22 protein-coding genes are annotated in these 21,986 nt (G+C 72.2%); 8 read left to right on the top strand and 14 right to left on the bottom strand.

All coding sequences use genetic code 11. From position 1 onward, the window contains the following. Complete coding sequence (locus OHU34_RS39315; RefSeq protein WP_142268679.1) at positions 1 to 492, bottom strand: MarR family winged helix-turn-helix transcriptional regulator; 492 nt, start codon at positions 490 to 492, stop codon at positions 1 to 3. Between the two features lie 234 nt (positions 493 to 726). Between OHU34_RS39315 and OHU34_RS39310 the strand changes: the two genes are divergently transcribed. Further along, a complete protein-coding gene (locus tag OHU34_RS39310) occupies positions 727 to 2,103 on the top strand; it encodes an NAD(P)/FAD-dependent oxidoreductase (RefSeq protein WP_142268680.1) in 1,377 nt (458 codons plus the stop codon). Positions 2,104 to 2,132: 29 nt separating this feature from the next. Next, positions 2,133 to 4,379, top strand: a complete 2,247-nt coding sequence (locus OHU34_RS39305; protein ID WP_230193701.1) for an FUSC family protein — start codon at positions 2,133 to 2,135, stop codon at positions 4,377 to 4,379. Between the two features lie 18 nt (positions 4,380 to 4,397). Here OHU34_RS39305 and OHU34_RS39300 read toward each other — a convergent pair whose 3' ends face one another. The 5 genes from OHU34_RS39300 to OHU34_RS39280 form a co-directional block, all read right to left on the bottom strand. Next, positions 4,398 to 4,829, bottom strand: coding sequence for a hypothetical protein (locus OHU34_RS39300; protein WP_020126252.1), 432 nt, complete (start codon positions 4,827 to 4,829; stop codon positions 4,398 to 4,400). A gap of 28 nt (positions 4,830 to 4,857) precedes the next feature. Continuing rightward, positions 4,858 to 5,694, bottom strand: coding sequence for a DUF1206 domain-containing protein (locus OHU34_RS39295; RefSeq protein WP_142268682.1), 837 nt, complete (start codon positions 5,692 to 5,694; stop codon positions 4,858 to 4,860). A 144-nt stretch (positions 5,695 to 5,838) separates the two neighbouring features. Beyond that, on the bottom strand, positions 5,839 to 6,093 hold the full coding sequence (locus tag OHU34_RS39290) for a DUF5133 domain-containing protein (RefSeq protein ID WP_020126250.1): 255 nt from the start codon (positions 6,091 to 6,093) through the stop codon (positions 5,839 to 5,841). 43 nt (positions 6,094 to 6,136) lie between these two features. Further along, complete coding sequence (locus OHU34_RS39285; RefSeq protein ID WP_142268683.1) at positions 6,137 to 6,955, bottom strand: SigB/SigF/SigG family RNA polymerase sigma factor; 819 nt, start codon at positions 6,953 to 6,955, stop codon at positions 6,137 to 6,139. Positions 6,956 to 7,166: 211 nt separating this feature from the next. Next, on the bottom strand, positions 7,167 to 7,610 hold the full coding sequence (locus OHU34_RS39280; RefSeq protein WP_405771003.1) for an ATP-binding protein: 444 nt from the start codon (positions 7,608 to 7,610) through the stop codon (positions 7,167 to 7,169). Positions 7,611 to 7,802: 192 nt separating this feature from the next. Here OHU34_RS39280 and OHU34_RS39275 point away from each other — a divergent pair, with 192 nt between their 5' ends. From OHU34_RS39275 to OHU34_RS39265, 3 genes are all read left to right on the top strand, one after another. Continuing rightward, on the top strand, positions 7,803 to 8,033 hold the full coding sequence (locus OHU34_RS39275) for a hypothetical protein (RefSeq protein WP_142268685.1): 231 nt from the start codon (positions 7,803 to 7,805) through the stop codon (positions 8,031 to 8,033). Between the two features lie 51 nt (positions 8,034 to 8,084). Beyond that, positions 8,085 to 9,584, top strand: coding sequence for an aminotransferase class I/II-fold pyridoxal phosphate-dependent enzyme (locus OHU34_RS39270; RefSeq protein WP_405771000.1), 1,500 nt, complete (start codon positions 8,085 to 8,087; stop codon positions 9,582 to 9,584). A gap of 256 nt (positions 9,585 to 9,840) precedes the next feature. Continuing rightward, complete coding sequence (locus tag OHU34_RS39265; RefSeq protein WP_230193703.1) at positions 9,841 to 10,296, top strand: cyclic nucleotide-binding domain-containing protein; 456 nt, start codon at positions 9,841 to 9,843, stop codon at positions 10,294 to 10,296. Between the two features lie 14 nt (positions 10,297 to 10,310). Here the strand turns inward: OHU34_RS39265 and OHU34_RS39260 are convergent, their stop codons facing one another. Both OHU34_RS39260 and OHU34_RS39255 read right to left on the bottom strand, forming a co-directional pair. Further along, positions 10,311 to 11,615 carry an MFS transporter gene (locus OHU34_RS39260; protein WP_230193704.1) on the bottom strand — a complete coding sequence of 435 codons (1,305 nt, stop codon included), beginning with the start codon at positions 11,613 to 11,615 and terminating at the stop codon, positions 10,311 to 10,313. Positions 11,616 to 11,740: 125 nt separating this feature from the next. Continuing rightward, positions 11,741 to 12,355, bottom strand: coding sequence for a LysE/ArgO family amino acid transporter (locus tag OHU34_RS39255; protein WP_405770996.1), 615 nt, complete (start codon positions 12,353 to 12,355; stop codon positions 11,741 to 11,743). Between the two features lie 77 nt (positions 12,356 to 12,432). Between OHU34_RS39255 and OHU34_RS39250 the strand changes: the two genes are divergently transcribed. Continuing rightward, the gene (locus OHU34_RS39250; protein WP_230193705.1) at positions 12,433 to 13,335 is read left to right on the top strand and encodes a LysR family transcriptional regulator ArgP; all 903 of its coding nucleotides are present in this window, start codon (positions 12,433 to 12,435) and stop codon (positions 13,333 to 13,335) included. Here the strand turns inward: OHU34_RS39250 and OHU34_RS39245 are convergent. Further along, complete coding sequence (locus OHU34_RS39245; RefSeq protein WP_142268691.1) at positions 13,325 to 14,032, bottom strand: TetR/AcrR family transcriptional regulator; 708 nt, start codon at positions 14,030 to 14,032, stop codon at positions 13,325 to 13,327. The two genes, OHU34_RS39250 and OHU34_RS39245, sit on opposite strands and share 11 nt — an antisense overlap. Positions 14,033 to 14,239: 207 nt before the next feature. Between OHU34_RS39245 and OHU34_RS39240 the strand changes: the two genes are divergently transcribed. Continuing rightward, positions 14,240 to 15,457, top strand: a complete 1,218-nt coding sequence (locus OHU34_RS39240; RefSeq protein WP_142268692.1) for a saccharopine dehydrogenase family protein — start codon at positions 14,240 to 14,242, stop codon at positions 15,455 to 15,457. A gap of 35 nt (positions 15,458 to 15,492) precedes the next feature. Here OHU34_RS39240 and OHU34_RS39235 read toward each other — a convergent pair whose 3' ends face one another. After that, positions 15,493 to 16,455 carry an RNA-guided endonuclease InsQ/TnpB family protein gene (locus OHU34_RS39235; protein ID WP_405770991.1) on the bottom strand — a complete coding sequence of 321 codons (963 nt, stop codon included), beginning with the start codon at positions 16,453 to 16,455 and terminating at the stop codon, positions 15,493 to 15,495. 269 nt (positions 16,456 to 16,724) lie between these two features. Here OHU34_RS39235 and OHU34_RS39230 point away from each other — a divergent pair, with 269 nt between their 5' ends. Then, entirely contained in the window at positions 16,725 to 16,976 is a 252-nt protein-coding gene (locus OHU34_RS39230; RefSeq protein WP_142268694.1) for a WhiB family transcriptional regulator, read from the top strand. A 175-nt stretch (positions 16,977 to 17,151) separates the two neighbouring features. Here the strand turns inward: OHU34_RS39230 and OHU34_RS39225 are convergent, their stop codons facing one another. From OHU34_RS39225 to OHU34_RS39210, 4 genes are read right to left on the bottom strand one after another with little or no spacing between them, the layout of a single operon-like run. Next, entirely contained in the window at positions 17,152 to 19,041 is a 1,890-nt protein-coding gene (locus OHU34_RS39225) for a cell wall metabolism sensor histidine kinase WalK (protein WP_230193708.1), read from the bottom strand. Further along, positions 19,038 to 19,736 carry a response regulator transcription factor gene (locus OHU34_RS39220; protein WP_020126238.1) on the bottom strand — a complete coding sequence of 233 codons (699 nt, stop codon included), beginning with the start codon at positions 19,734 to 19,736 and terminating at the stop codon, positions 19,038 to 19,040. Before OHU34_RS39220 ends, OHU34_RS39225 begins: the two co-directional genes overlap by 4 nt. A 17-nt stretch (positions 19,737 to 19,753) precedes the next feature. Then, positions 19,754 to 20,506, bottom strand: coding sequence for a hypothetical protein (locus OHU34_RS39215; protein WP_405770986.1), 753 nt, complete (start codon positions 20,504 to 20,506; stop codon positions 19,754 to 19,756). Positions 20,507 to 20,563: 57 nt separating this feature from the next. Continuing rightward, positions 20,564 to 21,982 (bottom strand): M1 family metallopeptidase, encoded by a 1,419-nt coding sequence (locus OHU34_RS39210; RefSeq protein WP_142268697.1) that lies wholly within the window; start codon positions 21,980 to 21,982, stop codon positions 20,564 to 20,566. Positions 21,983 to 21,986: the final 4 nt, after the last annotated feature.

Genomic DNA, 21,986 nt, shown 5'->3' with positions numbered 1-21,986 from the left:
TCAGCCGTCCGCCGGGTTCTCGGATCCCCGGCTCGTCGTGTGCGCCTGGTGGAAACCGGAGAGGCCGTGTTCCAGTGCGGTGCGCTGGGCCGGGGTCATCGCCTCGAACACGGAGGCGAGGCGCCGTACGCGGCGCTCGGCGACGTCGGTGAGCAGGCGTTGTCCGTAGGCGGTCACCACGAGCTGTACCTCGCGCCGGTCACTGGGCTGCACGGTCCGCTCCAGCAGACCGGCGGCCTCGAGCCGGTCGCAGAGGCGGCTCGCGGTGGGCAGACCGACGCCCAGGTGCTCGGCCAGGGCCGTCATGTTGAGTTCCGGACGGCTCTTCACCGTCCGCAGCGCCAGCAACTGCCGAGCGGGCAGCCGGGGTCTGGTCTCCTCCGCGGCCATGAGCCAGCAGGCCACCAGGCTCTCCACCGCTTCGGCGAGTTGCCCGGCCTGTGTCCGACGACTGTCCCAGCGGCCGTCGTCGGAGCCGTCCGCGCACCACACCGCCACTATCCTCCGGCCTCCGCGATTGTCATGTACGACGGCCTACCCGAAGGCAACGGGCGTACACAGGCCCTGAGGGGGGTACGTCGGTGACCTCAGGAGAAACGTTCGTCTGCATGCCTCGCCCGGCTGGCGGAACCCGTCCGGTCGCGGTGGGATCGATGAGGTGCGAGACGCCCGCGGGCGGGGCACGCGCATGACGTCGGGGCAGACCGCCTGGAGCCGCAGAAAGGGATGGACATCGTGACACGACCCAGGATCCTGGTGGTGGGCGCGGGCTTCGCGGGGGTGGGGTGCGTTCGACGTCTGGAACGCGCGCTCTCCGCCGCGGAGGCCGACGTCACTCTGGTGACGCCGTTCGCCTACCAGCTCTATCTGCCGCTGCTGCCACAGGTCGCCTCAGGTGTGCTGACACCCCAGTCGATCGCCGTTTCGCTGCGCCGCAGCAAGAAGTACCGCACCCGGATCATCCCGGGCGGTGCCATCGGCGTGGACCTCAAGGCGAAGGTCTGCGTCATCCGGACGATCACCGACGAGATCGTCAACGAGCCCTACGACTACATCGTGCTGGCTCCCGGCAGCGTGACCCGCACCTTCGACATCCCGGGGCTGACCGAGCACGCCTTCGGGATGAAGACCCTCGCCGAGGCCGCGTACATCCGCGACCACGTCATCAGCCAGCTCGACCTCGCCGACGCCAGCCACGACCCCGCCGAGCGCACCTCGCGGCTCCAGTTCGTGGTCGTCGGCGGCGGCTATGCCGGCACCGAGACCGCCGCCTGTCTCCAGCTCCTCACCCACAACGCGGTCAAGCGCTATCCGAACCTGGACCCGAGCCTGATCAAGTGGCATCTGATCGACATCGCGCCGAAGCTGATGCCGGAGCTCGGCGACAAGCTCGGGCGCAGCGCCCAGGAGGTGCTGCGCAAGCGGGGCATCGACATCTCGCTGGGCGTGTCGATCGCCAAGGCGGGCCCGGAGGAGGTCACCTTCACCGACGGGCGGGTGATCCCGACCCGGACCCTGATCTGGACGGCGGGCGTCGTCGCGAGCCCGCTCATCGCGACCCTCGGCGCGGAGACGGTCCGCGGGCGGCTCGCCGTCGCCGCGGAGATGAACCTGCCCGGCAACGACGGGGTGTTCGCGCTCGGGGACGCCGCCGCCGTACCCGACGAGGCCAAGGGCGAGCAGGGCGCGATCTGCCCGCCGACGGCGCAGCACGCGATGCGGCAGGGCAAGGTCGTCGCCGACAACGTCATCGCGACGCTGCGGGGCCGGGCGATGCGGCCGTACGTGCACAAGGACCTCGGTCTGGTCGTCGACCTGGGCGGTACCGACGCCGTCTCCAAGCCGCTCGGCATCGAGCTGCGGGGGCTGCCCGCGCAGGCGGTGGCCCGCGGCTACCACTGGGGGGCGCTGCGCACGGGGGTGGCCAAGGCGCGGGTGCTGACGAACTGGACGCTCAACGCGCTCGCGGGTGACGACTTCGTGCGCACCGGCTTCCAGGCGCGCCGGGCGGCGAAGCTGAAGGACTTCGAGTACACGGACAGCTATCTGACGCCCGAGCAGGTGCGGGCGCAGATCGAGGGGCCCGGGTCGGAGACCGCCTGAAGTCGGACGCTGGGAGAGAGTACGGCGGCGTGAGAGCGGCGGCACGGTCGTCGGGTGCACGGTGGCGGGATCGGATCGCGGCATCCGACCCGGGGCTGCTGCGTCTGGCGGCCGGGCTGCGCACGGTCGGTGCGATCTCCCTCACGCTGGCCGTGCTCTCGCCGCTGGGCGCGGACGTCTCGCATCTGGTGGCGGGGGCCATCGCCGCGATGGTCGCCACGTTCGCGATCCGGGAGAAGCAGCGCGACCGGCAGGCCGTCACGCTGGCGCTGGGCCTGCCGGTGGCGTTCGCGTCGATGTCGCTGGCGGCGCTGCTCAGCTCCCGGACGGTGGCCGGTGACCTCTTCTTCGTGGCCCTGATCTTCTGCGCCGTCTACGGCCGCCGGTTCGGTGACCGGGGCACGGCGCTCGGTCTTGTCGGCTTCCAGGTCTACTTCCTGTCCCTGTTCGTCGGGGTCACCACATCGAGCCTGCCGGGGTTCTACGCGGTGCTGGCCGTCGCCTTCGGGTGCAGTGCGCTGGCGCGCTTCGTGCTGGTGCCGCAGACGCCGAGCGGGATCCTCCAGCGGCTGCGCGGCGCCTTCCGGGCGCGGCTCGCGCAGTTGCTGGACGCCCAGCTCGATCTGCTGGACGCCGGTCCGGACGACGTGGAGAAGGCGCTGGCCCATGTGCGCGAGGGCACCGCCCGGCTGCACGAGACGGCGATGCTGATCCAGGGCCGGCTGGACGAGGGCACTCCGGACCAGGCGACGGCCCGGCTGGTGCAGCGCCGGATCGCCGACGCCGAGATCGCCGCCGAGCGGCTCGGCCTGCTGCTGCTGACCGCCCGCAGCGCCGAACGGGCCGACACCCTGACCCTGCACCTGCCGGGTGCGCCGCTGCCGGAGGGCGGCCATCTCCCCGTCCGGGACGAGGCCCTCGCCGCCCTGCGCAGGGATCTGGCGGCCCTGCGGCAGCTGGTGCGGATCTCCGTCGCGGAGGGCGCGGCCACGGCTCACGTCCGCAACCGGCTGCTCGGCTACCGGGACGAGGAGAACCTGCCGAAGGCGTCGCCCGCCGTCCAGGACGTCTTCCGGGGCGTCGGTGAGGCGGCCCGCGCGGTGCTGGGGCTGCGGATCGCGCTCGACGGGCCGCAGGACGAGTCCGAGGACAGTCCCGAGACGGCGCGCTCCCGCGAGGAACTGGACGCGGAGGACGCCGCGATCGGTGCGGGCGAGGAGGACGAGGACTCCGACGCGGCCGGGAAGGAGACGGGGCTGCGGCGGCCGACCACCCGGGCCGCCGTGCAGGTCGCCGTCGGGTCGTCCCTGGCCATCGTCGGCGGCGAGCTGCTCTCCTCGCACCGCTGGTACTGGGCGGTGCTGACCTGCTGGATCGTGTTCATCAACACCGCCTCCACCGGGGAGATCCTGGTCAAGGGCTCCCGGCGGCTGCTGGGCACCGTGCTCGGGGTGGTCGCCGGCATCCTGCTGGCGGGGGTGGTCGGCCACCACACGTGGACGGCGTTCGCGGTGGTACTGCTGTGCGTGTTCGCCATGTTCTACACGGCGCCGCTGTCGTACACGCTGATGTCGTTCTTCGTGACGGCCGCGCTGGGGGTGCTGTACACGCTGCTGCACACCTACAGCATGTCGGTGCTGATCCTGCGGGTGGAGGAGACCGCGCTGGGGGCGGCCTGCGGAATCGTCGCGGCGGCGCTGGTGCTGCCGGTGCACACCGACCGGCGGACGAACGAGCTGCTGACGACCGTGCTGGACCGGCTGACCGATGTCACCGAGGCGGCGGTGGAGCAGCTGAGCGGCGGTCCCCCGGCCGAGCTGCTGGACCGGGCCCGCGATCTGGACCAGGCACTGGCCGATCTGCGGGCGGCCACGCAGCCCCTGACCCACCCGGTCACGCCGTTGCGGACCCGGCGGGACACGGCCCGGTACGTCGTCGCGCTGCTGGAGACCTGTGCGTACCACGCGCGGACCCTGGCGGCCATGGCCGAGCTGCTGCCGACCCAGCGATCGATCGTCGCGGACCCGGGGCTGCGCCGCGCCGGGCGGCGCATCCTGCACAACATCGGGGCGATCTCCGCGCGCGTGGCGGGCGAGCGGAGCGGCGCCGAGGTGCTGACCGGGCCGAGCATCGCCTCGCTGCTGATGCCGGGCGGGCCGGGAACGCCCCGCTACGGCCGGGTGACCGACCGTGTCCTGCGCCACCTTCAGCGCCTGGACGAAGCGGTGGTCGGCCTGGCCCGGCCGCTCGGCGTGCCGGTGACTGCGCCGAAGTGACGGCGGGTTCCGCCACCGTCAGAAGTCCGTGGACATGTCGCTCGCCGCCGCGATACCGCGCAGCTCCTCGGTGTCCTGGTGGCGCTGTCGGATGCAGCCGGCGATCTCGGCGAGGCGGGTGGGGTCGGACGCGGTGCCCGCGTCGGTGACCACCCGGACCGGGCCGGTGCCGTCGACGTCTATCTCCACCAGCTGGTTGTCCAGCCGGCCGGTCACCGCGGTGGCGATGACCAGGGCGGCTTCGTCACGGATCTCCTGGGGCAGTTGCTGGGTGTCCTCCGGATCGAGGGCGAAGTCGAGACTCTCGGGTCGTTGTTCCTCGAGTGCGCGCAGCGCGGGTGCGACGACCTTCAGCAGCAGCTGATAGTCCTCGCTGTCCATGCGGACGCGCAGGAGGTCGAGGTACATGTCCACGGGCCGTCCGTCGCGCGGGAACTCTGATTCGTTCATCTGGTCCGTGTTCCCACACAGCCGGACGTCAGACCTTGCGCCAGCGGGCCATGGCGAACGAGAACAGTCCGAAGAGCACGAGTCCGGCGGCGACGCAGGCCAGGAGGCCTGGCCCCGCGGGCGTACCGGCGAAAGAACGCAGTGTGTCGTCGATCCCCTTGGCCTTGTCCGGCTGGTACTCGACGGCGGCCCGTACGGCGAAGACTCCCGCGGCGGCGAACACCAGGCCACGGGCGGCACCGCCGCCCACCCCGGTGATGTCCACCAGCCGCCGCATGCGCGGGGACATCTCCCCCAGCAGCAGGTGCTTGCGGTAGGACCGCATGACGGCGCGAGCGCCGATCCACACGCCCGCGACGATGATCCCCGCGCCTCCCGCGCCGACTATCCACTGGCCCGCGGGCAGCTCCAGGGCCCGGGCGGTGACGTCCCGGGACTGCTCGTCGCCGGAACCGCCGCCGCTGCCCGATCCGGCGGCGAAGGCCAGCACCGAGTAGGCGACGAAGGAGTAGAAGCCGCATCGGACGAGGGCGAGCAGGCGCTTCTTGGCGCTGCGCCCGTCGGCGCCGGCCGCACCGAAGACGGCTTCCGACAGCCGCCAGAGCGCCATGCCGACGAGCCCGATGCCCAGCGCCCACAGCAGTACGGCGCCGAACGGCTTCTGCGAGATCTCCTCCAGAGCCCCCTGGCGGTCCGCCTCCTGACTGCCGTCGCCGAAGGCGATCTGCAGGGCCAGCAGCCCGACCAGCAGATAGATGACGCCCCGCGCGGCGAGCCCCGCCTTGGCGGCGCCCTTCGTCACCGAGCCCCGTGCGGCTCGTTCCGCTCCGGCCCTGCCGTTGCGCGCCAGTGCACTCGCGTTCATGTCGCCCTCCCCGATGTCTCCCCGATTTCCTGCGGGATCCGCATGCCCCGGCCCTCTCGGTACACACGTGCGGCGCTCCTGGACCGTGTCCCGGCCGAAAGAGCGGCGGGGTGGACGCGGGATCCGGCGCGTCCACCCCGCCCGTCAGGCGTACACGTGGGGATCTCGGTCGGTCGGCGGGCGTATCGCGGCGTCGGAGGCCGACGCCGCCTCGAGCCATTGACGTGCCGTCTCCAGGGCGTGCCTGACGTCGCGCGTGCCGGTGGACACGCACAGCGTGTAGGCGAGGTCGCGCGCCTGCGCCTGTGCCTGTGGCTGTTCCTCGGTGGATCCGGATCGGGTCAGCGCCTCGTACTCGTCGACGAGTCTGCGCAGGACAGCGGGATGCGGCATGAGCATCGGTCTGCTTCTCCTCCGTTCGGAATGGGTGAATGTCGTGCCGTCAGCGCAGAGCTTCCTGGCGCACCCGCTCGCAGCTGCGGCTGATGAGCCGGGACACGTGCATCTGTGAGATGCCCAGCTGGTCGGCGATCCTGCTCTGCGTCATGTCTTCGAAGAACCGCATGTAGAGGATGGCGCGCTCGCGTTCCGGCAGCCGGCGCAGGCCCTCCTTGGCGGACTCGCGGTCGACCACGACGTCGAAGGAGGCGTCGGAGTCGCCCAGGGTGTCGGCGAGGCTGTAGCCGTCGTCACCGGCCGAGGTCTCGGCGTCCAGCGAAAGGGTGCTGAAGCTCTCCAGGGCCTCCAAGCCGGCGTTCACCTCGTCCTCGGTGAGTCCGGTGTGGGTGGCGATGTCGGCCACCGAGGGCTCGGCCGCGCCGGGATTCTGGATGAGTTCGCGGCGGGCGACACGCACCTTGTTGCGCAGCTCCTGTACCCGGCGGGGCACGCGCAGCGCCCACATCCGGTCCCGGAAGTGGCGCTTGATCTCCCCGGTGATGGTGGGCACCGCATAGCTCTCGAAGGCCCCGCGCTCGGGCTCGAAACGGTCGACGGCCTTGACCAGTCCCAGCGCCGCGACCTGCCGCAGGTCCTCGATCGCCTCACCACGGTCGCGGAAGCGGCCGGCGATGCGGTGGGCCATGGGCAGCCAGGCGGTGACGATCTCGTCGCGAACGGCGTCCCGCTCGGGGCCCTCCTCCAGGGTGACCAGCCGGGCGAACCGACTCATGGTGTCGGGCGCGTCGGCATGGGTGCGCCGTAGCTGCGCGGTGGTGGGGGCGGAAGCGGAAGGACTGCTTGTCGACATGTCGATAGGCATGCGGTATCGCTCTCCTGAACGGTGGTTTCAGGGACTGGCGACGAGAACTCCTGCCGTCCGGAACGCGTGCGACGCCCCGGAGCGACAACTCGCTCCCGTCGGCGCGCCTCCGGTCCGAAGCACGAACCTCCGTCTGCCCTACCCGTGGAGGAACAAACTCCGCCTGGGCGAAAGGCGTTCGGGTCACGGCCCGGACCGGTCGGCGCCGGGGTCAGAACACGGGGACGACGGCGGTGATGCGCTTTCCGCCGGAGGGCAGACAGGCCACCCTGACGTTGCGGGCCAGCCGGCAGACGATCGGCCAGCCGCGACCGCCGGTGCGCATCCGGCCCTGTTCGTCGAGCGGGTCGGTGGTGACCGGCAGCCGGTCGCTGCGGTCGCTGACGGAGACACGCACGGCCGGACCGTCCATGTCGACATCGAATCCGGTGATGCCGCCGCCGTGCAGGATGGCGTTGCTCGTCAGCTCCGAGGCGACGAGCAAGGCGTCCGAGAGCCCGTCCTCGTCGTACGGGCAGCCGAAGGTCCCGCAACTCCCGGTCACCGCCCGCCGTACGGCAGTGCGAACGTCGGCCGGCCGGCACTGCTCGTGCCCTCCGCGACCGAAGGCGCGGTCCTGCGCGTCCTCACGGTCGGTCGAGTCGTTCGTACGCATCCCTTCGCTCCCCTGACTGGTCCCGGCTGGTCGGACGGCCGCACCTCCGCGGCGGGTTCGGCGTCTGTCCCGCACCCGGCGCTCTGTTCCACCGGACGGTGCGGTCGTCTCCTATGCGGCTGGCCGCCCCCGCGGCGGCCAAACCTCCCGGACGGGGAGCATTCGTCCCGACGATCCGGGTAGGCGGAAGAGATGACCGATGTGGTGGACTCGGACGAACTGCTACGGCGCATCCAGCGGGCGAGGGCCTGCGCCCACGAGGAACTGCTGACCTGGCGGGCGCGGAGCGCCGACCTCGCCCGGACCGACGCGGAACGCTCGGACGACGCAACTGACGCCCGGATCCGGGGCCTCGCCTACGAAGCGGTGCTCAAGGTGCTGGACGAGATCGTGACGCCCGGCCGGAGCGCCCAGCCGCGCTGACCGGGGCCGTCGGGGCCGATTGTCCCCGCCCGTCGCGGGCACCCGGAACCCATGGCAGCCGATCACACGCGAGCGCCCGTTCTGGAAGCCCTGGTCGACTACCGCCGTCAAGGCCGGTTGTCGTTCACTCCGCCGGGGCACAAGCAGGCCCGCGGCGCCGATCCCGAGGTACGGGCGGTGCTGGGGGACGCGGTCTTCCTCGGTGATGTGCTGGCGTCGGGCGGACTCGACGACCGGCTCACCCGGGGGCGGGTGCTGGAGCGCGCCGAGGAGCTGATGGCGGACGCCGTCCACGCCGAGCACACCTTCTTCTCGACCTGCGGGAGTTCGCTGTCCGTCAAGGCGGCCATGCTGTCGGTGGCCGGGCCGCACGAGAAGCTGCTGATCGGGCGGGACGCGCACAAGTCGGTGGTGTCGGGGCTGATCCTGTCCGGGATCAGCCCCGTGTGGGTCGAGCCGCGCTGGGACGCCGAGCGGCGCCTGGCGCATCCGCCGTCGGCCGAGGAGTTCGAGAAGGCCTTCGAGATCCACCCCGACGCGAAGGGCGCCCTGGTCACCAGCCCCACTCCGTACGGTGCCTGCGCGGATCTGCGGGCGATCGCCGACGTCTGCCATCGACGGTCGGTGCCCCTCGTCGTGGACGAGGCCTGGGGAGCGCATCTGCCCTTCCATCCGGACCTGCCGTCCTGGGCGATGGACGCGGGCGCCGACATCTGCGTGACCAGCATCCACAAGATGGGCAGTGGTCTGGAGCAGGGTTCGGTGTTCCACCTCCAGGGCGGACTCGTCACCCCGGAACTGCTGAACATGCGCGCGGACCTGCTGGGCACGACGAGCCCCTCGGTGCTGCTGTACGCCGGACTGGACGGCTGGCGCCGGCAGATGGCGCTGCACGGCGAGCAGTTGATCGGCGCGGCTCTCGGACTGGCCCGGGAGGTGCGGTCCGCGATCGAGGAGATCGACGGGATGCACGTCGAGGGGCGGGAGGACCTCTGCGGCCCGGGGCTCGCCGACGACTTCGATCCACTGCCCGTGGTGATCGACGTCCAGGGGCTCGGGATCACGGGGTTCCAGGCCGCGGACTGGCTGCGCGAGCACCAGCTCATGGACATGCACCTGTCCGACCACCGGCGGATCGGCGCGCAGCTGACCCACGCCGACGACCGCGGCACGACCGGTGAACTCCTCGCCGCCCTCAAGGATCTCGCCCATGCCGCGCCCGAGCTGGGCCCGGCGCCGCGGGTCGAGGTGCCGGGCCCCACCGAACTGCGCATGACGCAGGGAACGCCGCCCCGGGACGCGTTCTTCGGACCCGCCGAGAACGTGGCACTGAGCGAGGCCGCCGGGCGGATCGCCGCCGAGATGATCACGCCGTATCCGCCGGGGATCCCGGCCGTCCTGCCCGGTGAACGACTCACCGAGCCCGTGCTGCGCTATCTGAGCACCGGCCTGGCGGCGGGCATGAACCTCCCCGATCCGACCGATCCGGAACTGCGGACGATCAGGGTCGTCGCCCAGGACACCGCACATCGAGTGAAACCGGTCACGTGACCGGGTTTCGAGTACGCAAAATCTCCGCGAATGGTTTACGGTTCATTCATACCTGGTGAGCGGGGTCGTAGTCACTCCTCCTCCGTGCACCACCCTTTGCCGCCCTGGCTGGCCTCCCCCGTCCAGCCAGGGCTTTTCCATGTCCTCGTGGCCCGCGCGGCGAAAGTGCGGTCCGTCGAGGTGCCCGGGGCGTCGGCAGCGGCTGAAATGGGAAGGGGAAGCACCCCTACCGATCGTCGGCGAGGAGCTCCGGGCCATGACCAAAGCGACGAAACTGCTCACCGCGCTTCCCCCGCCCCAGCGTCAGCATCTGATGACACTGGCCCGTGAGGTGTCCTTCGCGGAGGACGCCCGGATCTTCGACGCGGGTGGCACCGCCGACCGTTTCTGGGTCATCCGCTCCGGCGCGGTCTCGCTCGTCCAGCAGGTGACCTCCCTGCGGCGGGTCACCGTCGCGAGCCTCGGCGCCGGCGACCTGCTGGGCTGGTCGTGGCTGTTCCCGCCGTACCGGTGGGACTTCGGCGCGGAGGCCTTCAGCCCCGTACGGGCCTACGAGTTCGAGGCACGGCCGGTGCTCGCCCTGTGCGACGAGGATCCGGCGCTCGGGATGTCGCTGATACGGATCGTGGCCGAGATCCTCGCGCACCGGCTGGAGGCGACCCGGGGCAAGCTGATGGAGCAGTACGGGACGCACCGGCGCGGGGAGCTCTAGACCCCGCGCCCGGCTCAGACGCGGTACCGGCGCAGCGCGGGCACGGCGACCGCCAGGCCCAGCATCGAGACGACGACCAGCAGACCGCCGCCCGCGACCGCGACACGGGGCCCGAAGGCGGCGCCCGCCGTGCCGTGCAGGGCGTCGGCAAGCCGGGGGCCGCCCGCGACGACGACCGTGAAGACGCCCTGCATACGGCCGCGCATCTCGTCGGTGGCGGCGGACAGCAGGATCGCCCCGCGGAAGACCATCGAGACCATGTCGGCGACCCCGGCACAGACCAGGAACACCACGGCGAGCCACAGACCGCCGCTCAGTCCGAACCCGGCGATCGCCGCGCCCCAGGCGACGACCGCGCCGATGACCATCCAGCCGTGCCGACGGGCCCGGGAGAACGTGCCGGAGAACAGTCCGCCCAGCACCGCGCCGATGGGGATCGCCGCGAACAGCAGGCCCAGGGCGAGCCCTTCGCCGTAGGAGGCGTACGTCTCGGCGGCGAGCTGCGGGAACAGGGCCCGGGGCATGCCGAAGACCATGGCGATGACATCGGCGAGGAAGGACAGCAACAGGACCTTGTGCCGGGAGATGTAGCGGAAGCCCTCCGCGATCTCGCGCACTCCGGCGCGCCGGGCGGTGGTGCTCGCGAGGGGCGGCAGCGCGGGCAGACGGGCCACCGCCCACAGCGTCACGCACAGCGCGACGGCGTCGAGGAGATACAGCTCGGGCAGGCCGATGACGGGGATCAGGGAGCCGGCGAGCAGCGGCCCGGCGACCAGACCGGTCTGCATGACGGTCGAGCCGAGGGCGTTGGCTGCGGCGAGTTCGCCCGCCGGCACCAGCCGGGCGATGGAGGCGTTGCGGGCGGGCGCGTTGAGACCGAAGAACGCCTGCTGGGTGGCGAGCAGCACCATCAGCACGGCCACCGAGTCGAGTCCCGAGACCGCCTGGAGCCAGAACAGCACCGAGGTGACGGCGATACCGCTGTTGGTGACCAGCAGCAGCTTGCGCCGGTCGACGGTGTCGGCGACCGCGCCGCCCCACAGCGCGAACAGCACCATCGGCACCAGCCCGGCGAGGCTCGCGTAGCCGACCCAGGCGGAGGAGCCGGTGATGTCGTAGATCTGCTTGGGTACCGCGACGGCGGTGAGCTGGCTGCCCACGGCCGTGACGATGGTCGAGGACCACAGTCGCCGGTAGGCCGGGCGGCGGAGCGGTCGGGTGTCCATCGCCCAGCGGCGCCAGCCGCGCCGGGGCCGGTCCTGCGGACTCGGTTCGGCCTCCTCGGCCTCGGGTGCGGTGCTGCTCTCGCTCGTGTCCACGCGATTCCTGGTTGCTCGTTACATCTTTCGGTCCGGAGGTCACTATCCCAGCACCTGCTGTGCTTTCACCGCTCTGTGGACGCGGGATCTCAGATTCCGGACGGCTTATGACGAGCCTTCAGCGGTCAGGCCCCGGCGACGAGCGTCACGCCGAGGACGATCATCGTGGCGGCGACCAGACCGTCCAGGACGCGCCAGGCGGCCGGCCGGGTCAGGAACCGGCCGAGCAGCCGGGCGCCGAAGCCCAGCGCGGCGAACCAGCACAGGCTGGCGAAGGCGGCGCCGAGACCGAAGGTCCAGCGCAGCGGCCCGCGGTCGGCGGCGACGGAGCCGAGCAGGAAGACCGTGTCGAGGTAGACGTGCGGGTTGAGCCAGGTCAGCGCCAGACAGGTCAGCACGGCGCGGCGCAGGGAGCCCGCGCTCTCTCCCTCGGCCGCCAGAGCACCCGCGGGCCGGAACGCCCGTCGGGCCGCCAGCGCCCCGTAGCAGAGCAGGAACAGGCCGCCGATCCAGGCGACCGCGGTCAGCGCCCCGGGCCAGGCCACCACCAACGCGCCCACCCCGCCCACCCCCAGGGCGATGAGCAGTGCGTCGGACAGGGCGCAGATCCCGACGACGGCGAGGACGGCGTCACGGCGGATGCCCTGACGCAGGACGAACGCGTTCTGGGCGCCGACGGCGACGATGAGCGACAGCCCGGTGCCGAATCCGGCGGCCGCGGCGGTGAGGGTGTGGGACATGACGTCCACGCTAGGGAAGCGATCACCGTACGTACAGCTAAAGATTTTTACGTATCATTAGCTCTCGTGATGATCGGATGATGGCGGACCTTCCGCTCGACCAGGTGCGCACCCTGCTCGCGGTGGTGGACGAGGGCACCTTCGACGCTGCGGCCGCCGCCCTGCATGTGACGCCTTCAGCGGTCAGTCAGCGCGTCAAGGCGCTGGAGCAGCGCACGGGCCGGGTGCTGCTGCTGCGCACCAAGCCGGTGCGGCCCACGGAGTCCGGCGAGATCGTGGTCCGGTTCGCCCGCCAGCTGGCCCGGCTCGAGCGCGACACCCGGTCCGAGCTGGGCATGAGCGGCGAGGGCGAGCCGGCCCGGGTGACGGTCGCGGTGAACGCGGACTCGCTCGCCACCTGGTTCCTGCCGGCCCTGACCCGGGTGCCGCGGGAGCCGCAGCTCTGTTTCGAACTGCACCGCGAGGACGAGACCCGCACGGCGGAACTCCTGCGGGAGGGGCTGGTGATGGCCGCGGTGACGTCGTCGCCCGAGGCCGTCACCGGCTGCACCGTGCGGACCCTGGGCACGATGCGCTACCTGGCCGCCGCGACCCAGGACTTCGTCTCCCGCCACCTGGGCGACGGCCCGCTGCACGAAACCCTCGGCCGGGCACCCGTGATGACCTTCGACCGGAGCGACGACCTCCAGGACGCGTTCGTGCGCGGACTGCGCCGGGGCGTCGGCGGCGCGAGTCCGGTACGACAGGCCGTGCCGACCTCGGAGGGATTCGTGACCGCCGTGGTCGCCGGCCTGGGCTGGGGCATGGTGCCCGAGGTGCAGGCCGGCCCGCTGCTGCGGTCGGGCCACCTGGTCTCCCTCGCCCCCGAACACCCGCTGGACGTCCCGCTGTACTGGCAGCAGTGGAAGCTGGACTCCCCGGCGCTGGCGGTGGTGGCGGACGCGGTGACGGCGACGGCGGCCGAGGCCCTCAGGAGCTGAGCCCGGCCAGCGTCGCCTGCGCACTGTCCAGCAGCATCTCCAGCGCCGTCGGATAGGCACTGGTCACCATGCGGGTCGACAGCAGCGGGGCCGCCTCGGCGATCCGGGGGTGGGTCTCGGCGGGCAGCCGCGCGTACGTCGACCGCCAGACCGCGTCGTCCGCGCGCTGCGCGGCCCGGGGCAGGGCCAGGGACGCGGCGTCCAGGGCGGCGAAGGCCAGCGTCTGGTCGATGAAGGCGTGGTAGATCCGCACGGTGTCCGGCAGCGGGAACCCCGCGGTGCGCAGCACGTCCAGGACGGCCTCGTCGGCGGCGAGTTCGTTGGCCCGGCCGGTCACCCGGCTCGCGGTGAGCTGGGCGGCCTGCGGGTGCGCGACATAGGCGGCGTGGATGCGCAGCCCGACGGTGTGCAGATCCGTGCGCCACTCCCCCGTCGGCCGCCAGCCGCGCAGCGCCTCGCCGACGAGCGCGTCGCCGATGGCCAGGGTCAGCTCGTCCATGCCCCGGAAGTACCGGTAGAGGGTGCTGGGGTCGCAGTCGAGGGCGATGCCGAGACGGCGGGCGGACAGCCCGGCGCTGCCGTGCTCGCGCAGCAGGCGCAGCGCCGCCTCGACGATCAGCCGCTCGGACAGCACGGTGCCGCTCCTGGTGGGCCGGCGCCGACGCCGCTTCTCCTCGGGTACGACCTGCTTGGCCACGGTCCCTCGCCCCTCGCCCCTTCTGCGGGCCTGCGCCCTTATGCCAACACCATTGACCTTACGCGGACGCACGGAGTTGTATCTGCCTCAGGGCCCCCAGCACGCTTTCGCATACCTTCGATGAGCTTGATCCGTTTCCTTCCGCTTGTTCACCTTCGTTCCTCTTCGTTCACTTCGTTCGCCTTCTCAGCCGAGGGAGTTCTGTTCATGCGTGTCCTTCTCGTGGGCGCCGGCGGTGTGGGTACCGCCATCACCCGGATCGCAGCCCGCCGTCCGTTCTTCGAGGCGCTGGTGGTCGCCGACTACGACCCCGCCCGCGCCGTCGCCGCCGTCGCCGCGCTCGACGGCGACGACCGCTTCCACGCCGAGCGCGTCGACGCCGGCGACGAGTCGGCGGTGGCCGAGCTGCTCGCCCGCCACCGCTGCGACGTCCTGCTCAACGCCACCGACCCGCGGTTCGTGATGCCGCTGTTCCACGCGGCGCGCACCGCCGGGGCCACCTATGTCGACATGGCGATGTCGCTGTCGCGGCCGCACCCGGACCGGCCGTACGAGGAGTGCGGCGTCCGGCTCGGCGACGCGCAGTTCGCCGAGGCCGACGAGTGGGCCGAGGCGGGCGCCCTGGCCCTGGTCGGCATGGGCGTCGAGCCGGGTCTTTCGGACGTCTTCGCCCGGTACGCCGCCGACGAACTCTTCGACGAGATCGAGGAGATCGGCATCCGCGACGGCGCGAACCTCACCGTCGAGGGCCACGACTTCGCGCCGTCCTTCAACATCTGGACCACCATCGAGGAGTGCCTCAACCCCCCGGTGGTCTACGAGGCCGACCGGGGCTGGTTCACCACCGCGCCGTTCAGCGAGCCCGAGGTGTTCGACTTCCCCGAGGGCATCGGGCCGGTGGAGTGCGTGAACGTCGAACACGAGGAGGTCCTGCTGGTGCCGCGCTGGGTGAAGGCACGCCGGGTCACCTTCAAGTACGGCCTGGGCAACGAGTTCATCGAGACCCTGAAGACGCTCCACCTGCTGGGGCTGGACCGCACCGCGCCGGTGACCGTGCCGAGCGCGTCGGGGCCGGTCTCCGTCTCGCCCCGGGACGTGGTGGCCGCCTGTCTGCCCGACCCGGCGACCCTGGGCGAGCTGATGCACGGCAAGACCTGCGCGGGCACCTGGGTGCGGGGCGTGAAGGACGGCGCCCCGCGCGAGGTGTATCTGTACCACGTGGTCGACAACCAGTGGTCCATGGCCGAGTACGGCAGCCAGGCCGTGGTGTGGCAGACCGCCGTCAATCCGGTGGTCGCCCTCGAACTGCTCGCCACGGGCGCGTGGTCCGGCGCGGGCGTCCTGGGCCCCGAGGCGTTTGCGCCCCGTCCGTTCCTCGACCTGCTCACGGCGTACGGCTCCCCGTGGGGGCAGCGGGAGCATTGAATCCTCCCCTCCCTGGAGGGGAGGGGATTCCTGGCTCAGGCCGCCTCCTGGAGCAGCGCTCCAGGAGGTCTTCCGCCATCAGCACCAGCCGGGTTGAGACCAGCCCGGACAAGCATGACGCGTGCGGAGTTCTTGTCCCGTGGGGACACGTTTCCGCATGCGGTGCAAGTGTAGGTGCGCTCACCCAGCGGCAGTGCGTGCTTGGCTCTCGCATCGCAGCGCGCGCAGTCCATCGTCGTGTGCGCGGGGTGTACAAGGCGGATGTCCCGCCCGTGCTTGCGGCCCATCTCGGTCAGAGCCGCCTTGGTGGCGCCGATGGCGGCGTCAGCGGCCTTGCGGGCCATGGTGGTCCTGGCCAGGAACTTCGGGCGGAAGTCCTCGACAGCGATGGCGTCGTGGTCTCGGACTACCTTCTTGGCCCACTTGCGACGGGTGTCCTCACGCTGCCTCGCGACCTTCTTGTACGCCTTCGCCCGCAGCTTCTTCGCCTCACGGTAGCCCTTCGATCCGGGCCGGCCCTTCTCCGGCTTGCGGCGGGTCATCATCCGGTCGTACCGGGTCAGCTTCCGGTGTGCCTTCCTGCCCTGCTCGGCGTGCGGCAGATCGTGCGCGTCGGACGTGGTGGTCGCCGTCTCCTTCACACCCCAGTCGACGCCGAGCACGCGACCGGTCTGCGGCAGGGGCAGGACCTGGGCGGGGACGACGAACGAGCAATACCAGTGCCCCAAGCTGTCCTGGTACAGGCGCACCGAGGACGGCCCGGCCGGCAGTTCCCGCGACCACACCACCGCCACGACGATGTCCCCGGCCAGGTGCAGCCGGCCGTCCTTCAACCGGAACCCGGGCTTGGTGTAGTTGAGGGTCGGCAGTGCCTCGCGTCTGGTCTTCCACTTCGGCATCCCGGCCCGGCGCGCCATGGACAGGCGCTCTTTGATGTCCTTGTGCGCCTTGGCGCGGGAGCGGCCGAAGTCGCGGATCACCTGCTGCTGGGGAACCACCCCGACCAGCGATCACAGGCACACGCGTTCGCGTCACCTCGGCGATGCGAATAGCGGTACGGGCGCTCCGCGCCCTGAACCGAATGAGGCGACGCTCCGCGTCGCGACACCCGGATGCGATTCCTCCGCGGCGTGAACGCCGGGGCCTCCTCGCAAAAAGCAGGTGAACGCTCTTCCGGGCCATCCTGTTTCACCGCCGCCCCTCCGGTGACCCGATCGGGAGCAACCCATCCGGAAAAGCGCATACGACGAGATCGCAGGTGACTTCGATGGACAACTGGCGAGAGCATGCCGAGTGCCGCAACGAGGATCCCGACCTCTTCTTCCCGATCGGTACCTCCGGTCCGGCACTGCTCCAGACGGAGCAGGCGAAGGCGGTCTGCCGACGCTGCCCCGTGCGGGAGCAGTGTCTGGAGTGGGCCATGGAGACCGATCAGACCCTCGGTGTCTGGGGCGGCACCAGTGAGAACGAACGACGCGCCCTCAAGCGGCGGATACGGGCCGCCCGACGCAGCTCGTGAGCCGGGGCGGGGCCTTGGGGCCGAGCATGAGCCGGGCGAGCCGGGGGCCGGGCGGCCGGACACAGCGGCAGGACCTGGGTCCGTGCCGGGACCGGCCGCTCATCGGCCGGCCCGACGCGACGGCCCTCGCCCGGGAGGGGTGACGCTCCTCCCCCCTCAGCCGGTTCGACCGGCCTCAGCCGTCTCCGGGTGCCGTCGCCGCGGGCAGTCTCAGGGTGAAGACGCTGCCCGCTCCCGGGGTGCTCGTCGCCTGCGCCGTGCCGCCGTGGGCGACCGTCAGGTGGCGGACGATCGGCAGGCCCAGGCCGCTGCCGCCGGTGCGGCGGCTGCGTGACTTCTCCGCCCGCCAGAACCGCTCGAAGACATGCGGCAGGTCCTCGGCGGCGATGCCCGTGCCGGTGTCGGCGACCTCCAGCACGACACGGTGGCCGTCGCCCCGGGCGGTCAGGGTGACCGTGCCGTCGGGCGGGGTGTGACGCACCGCGTTGGTGACGAGGTTGCCGAGCGCCTGCCGCAGCCGCACCGGGTCGGCGTCCAGCCAGGGAGCACCCTCGGTCTCGGTGCGCAGGCGCACACCGGCCGTGTCGGCGGCGACCCGGTGGGCGGCGGCGACCTGGGCGAGCAGGTCGTCGGCGGGCACCGGTTCGCGGTGCAGACGCAGGGTGCCCGCGTCGGCCGCCGCGAGGTCGCGCAGGTCGTCGATGACGCGCTGGAGGATCAGGGCCTCCTCGTGCAGGGCGCCGAGCAGTTCGGTGTCGGGTTCCACGAGGCCGTCGCGGGTGACCTCCAGCCACCCCCGGATGTTGGTGAGCGGGCTGCGCAGTTCGTGGGCCACATCGCTGACGAGGGCCTTGCGCTGGGCCTCCAGCCGCTCCCGGCGTTCGGCCAGGTCGTTGAAGGCCTCCGCGAGGATCCCGGTCTCGTCCTGCGTCGTCACCGGCACGCGGGCGTGCCGGTCCGGGGGCTGCCCCGCGGCCTCGGTCAGCGCGCGCAGGGGCCGGACCAGCCGGGTGGCGACGACGGCGGTGACGGCCACGGTGACGGCCAGCACCAGCCCGGCCGCGCCGGCCACCTTCGCCTTGTTGGCCGGGGACATGACCCAGCGCGGAGCCGCAAGGTCGTCCCCGACGCCCAGGAACAGCTCGGCGACCGGGGCGACGTACGGGTCGAGCTGGGCGCGCCGGGCGGTCTCGAAGCAGGTCTGGGCCGCGCGCAGAGCCGTCTTGCCGGCATCCGCGCCGTCGTCCCCGCCGCCGGCCGCCACCTTGGCCAGCACGGGCGCCAGGGTCGGGGTCCGGCCGGACGCGCCGGGCACTCCGGTGCCGAACACCAGGGGGATGTCGGGGTCTAGGCCCGCCCGGGTCAGACAGCCGCCGGCCCGGCCCTGAAGCGCGGTCAGTGCCTTTTCCTCCGTGGGCGCGGGCGTGTCGAGCCGCCCGTCCCCGCACTCGTCGAAGGCGTATCCGGAGAGGGCGGTGGAGTCCGAGGCGGTGACCACCGGGCGCCCGCTCGGTGTGTGCGTGACGGTCGTGTCGACGCCGTAGCGGGAGAGGCAGCGTTGCCGCGCGCGGGACACGGCGTCGAGCTTCGTGCGTTCGAGCGGGGTGAGCCGGTAGGGGCCCACCACGCGCGGGTCGGTACCGCTCAGCTGCGCGCCCGGCTCGCTGTAGGTGTCGGTGCGCAGCGGGTCGACGGTGGCGGCGGCACTCGGCGGCAGGGAGGTGCCGCGCGGCGCGGAATCGGCGAGGGGCCTGCGGTCGGCGGTGGTCAGGGCGATGCGCCGGCCGGTGCGCGCGGACAGCTCACGGACCGTCGCCTCGACGCCCGTCCAGTCGGGGTGGGTGGCCGCGTAGCCGCTGAGCTGCGCGAGGATGTCCATGTCGTCGGCGAGGGCCTGGCCCTGTTCCTCCCGCAGCGCGCGGGTGGTGGTGGTGACGGCGAGCCAGGCGGTGGCGGCCACCGAGCACACGGCGATCAGGACGGACGCGATCAGCAGGCGGACGAGCAGACGCTTGCGCAGCGGTATGCGGGTCCGGGTGCGCGTCCGGGCGCGGGTGTCGTTCACGCGTGGCCGCCGCTGAGCTTGTAGCCGACGCCGAACACCGTCAGCAGCCGCACGGGTCTGCGCGGGTCGGCCTCGATCTTCCGGCGCAGGTTCATGATGTGCACGTCGATCGCCCGCTCGGTCGAGGCCCGGTCGAACCCCCGGGTGCACTGGAGCAACTGCCCCCGGGAGAAGACCCGTTCCGGCTCGGCGGCCATGGCCAGCAGTATCTGGAACTCGGCCGGTGTGCACTCCACCGGCTCTCCGGCGCAGCGCACCTCGTGCCGCTGGGGATCGACGGCGAGCCCCGCGGCGCGGACGACGGGATCGTCCCGCCGGTCGGCGCCGGCCCGCCCGCTGCGCCGCAGCACGGTACGGATGCGGGCCATCAGCTCGCGCGGGCTGTAGGGCTTGGTCATGTAGTCGTCGGCGCCCAGTTCCAGGCCGAGCAGCACGTCGTCCTCGCCGGCCCGGGCGGTCAGCATCAGCACCGGGATGTCGTCGTCGCGGCGCAGCACCCTGCACACCCCGAAACCGTCGATGACCGGCAGCATGAGGTCGAGGACGACGAGGTCGGGCCGGTTGCGCCGCACCGCGTCCAGCGCGGCCGCGCCGTCGTGCACGACGGTGGCGGTGTGCCCCTCGGCGAGCAGCGAACGGCGGATGAGTTCGGCCTGCATCGCGTCGTCCTCGGCGACCAGTACATGAGCGCACACGCGACAACTCCGTTTGTTCAGCGGGCCAGAGAGGCATGGTCGCCCATGACGACCACGGGGTGCAGGGCGGGGTCCAGGACGAGGAGCAGCTCCTTCATGTGCTCCTCTGCGATGCTCACGCAGCCGTGCGTGGGACCTCCGTGGTCGACGTGCAGCCAGATGCCGCCGCCGCGTTTCGCGCCGAGGGGGCGGGTCCAGTCGAGGGGCGAGGTGCCGGGCTCGCGGTTGTAGTCGATCGCGATCACATAGTCGAAGGAACCCCGCAGCGGTTCGCCCTCGAATCCGGTGCCGGGCGAGGTGAAGCCGACGCCGTGGTCGTAGGAGAGGCGGGTGCCGGGGTCGCGCAGCAGGCCGCCGGCGTCGGTGAGGCCGTAGACGCCGCTGGGCGAGCGCAGGTCCCCGCCCAGGTGGTGGTCGCTCCAGCCGCGCAGCGCGTTGTGCGCGGGCCAGTTCCTTCCCGCCTGCCAGCCCGCCGCGGTCCGCCGGTACAGGACGACCGCGGAGAGCGGGGAGTCGCGGCCCCGGCCGGTCACCACGACCACCTGAGCGGCGTCCTGCGGCACGGCGGCCCAGGTCTTCGTCCCCAGGCCGGGTATCCGCCGCGGTGCCGACTCGGCGGAGATCGCGGGGGCGGGTGTGCCGGAAGTCGCCGATGTGTCGGTGGCGGTGGCGGCGGGCCGGTGCTCCGGTGTGGCCGCGGCGCCGCCGCCGCATCCGGTGAGCAGGAGGGATGCGGCGAGCAGCGCGGCCCGGCGGCGAAGGGTGATCATCGTTCGACCTTCCCCGACGGGTGTTTGGAACTCGTCAGGTTCCGGGGCGTGTTCGACCTACGGCTTGGCGGGCTTGCCCCGGCCGTACAGCCAGCTCCGGAACAGCGCGCCGAGGTCCTGCCCGGTCTCCCGTTCCGCGAGCCGTTCGAACTGGGCGGTGGTGCCGTGGCCGTAGCGGTGCGCGGCGGCCCATGCGCGCAGGACGCGGAAGAAGGCGCGGTCTCCGACGGTGGTGCGCAGGGCGTGCAGGGTCATGGCGCCGCGGGCGTAGACCGGGGTGTCGAAGATGTTCGCGCCGCTGCCAGGGTCGCCGGGCGGGAACGCCCACAGGCCGTCGGTGGCGGGGCGGGCGTACAGGGCGTCGAAGGTCTTCTGGGCGGTGCTGCCGCCGTGCTGTTCGGCGTAGAGCCACTCGGTGTAGGTGGCGAAGCCCTCGTTGAGCCAGATGTCCTTCCAGGAGGTGAGGGAGACGGAGTCGCCGAACCACTGGTGGGCGCTCTCGTGGACGAGGGTGCTCAGGTCGGGAGCCCGGTCGTACACGGGCCGCGACTGGGTCTCCAGGGCGTAGCCGACGTCCGGGGCGTGGTCGACGATGGAGCCGGCGGCGCGGAACGGGTAGGGCCCGAACAGTGCGCTCTCCCACTCCAGTACGGAGGGCAGCCGCTGGACGACGGGCGCGGCGGCCGCGGCCTCGCGCGGGTCGACGGCGTCGTAGACCTTGAGGCCGTCGCGGGTCGTGTACTGGTTGACCTGGAACTTTCCCACGGTGGCGGTGGACAGGTAGGCGGCCATGGGTTCGGTCTGGCGCCAGCGGAAGGTGGTCCTGCCGTGGGCGGTGCGCCGGCCGAGGAGGACGCCGTTGGCGACGGCGGCGCGGTCCTCGGGGACGGTGATCGTGAAGTCGTAGGAGGACTTGTCGAGGGGATGGTTGTTGGCCGGGAACCAGGTCATGGCGCCCTGCGGTTCGCCGGCGACGAACGCCCCGTCGTCGGTGGGGATCCAGCCGTCGAGGGAGCCGTCGGGGTCGGTGACCGGGCCGGGGGTGCCGTCGTAGGTGACGGTGACCTGGAACCGCTCGCCCTTGCGCAGGGCGCGCCGCGGGGTGACGACGAGTTCCTGGCCGTCGCGCCGGTGGGCGGCCTTGACGTGGTCGACGGTGAGGCCGGTGACCTTCAGCCCCTGGAAGTCGAGGTCGAAGCGGGTCAGCCGCCGGGTGGCGCGGGCGGTGAGAACCGCCGTGCCGTCGAGGTGCCGGCTGCCCGGGTCGTAGCGGAGGGTCAGGTCGTAGTGGCTCACGTGGTAGCCGCCGTTGCCGGCGAGCGGGAAGTAGGGGTCGCCGACGCCTGCGGTGCCCGCCGGTCCGGCCGCGGTGGCGGGTCCGGCCGCCGCGAGCAGCGCCGCCAGGGCGACGGGGACGGTGACGGCTACGGTTTCGCGGCGCAGGAGGGTGGTGGCGCGTCTGCGAGGGTGTGTCACGTGC

Source organism: Streptomyces sp. NBC_00080 (assembly GCF_045041255.1).
Classification (GTDB): Bacteria; Actinomycetota; Actinomycetes; order Streptomycetales; family Streptomycetaceae; genus Streptomyces; species Streptomyces coriariae.
The sequence above is the reverse complement of the archived record's forward strand: the minus strand, read 5'-3'. Positions and strand labels throughout refer to the sequence as shown.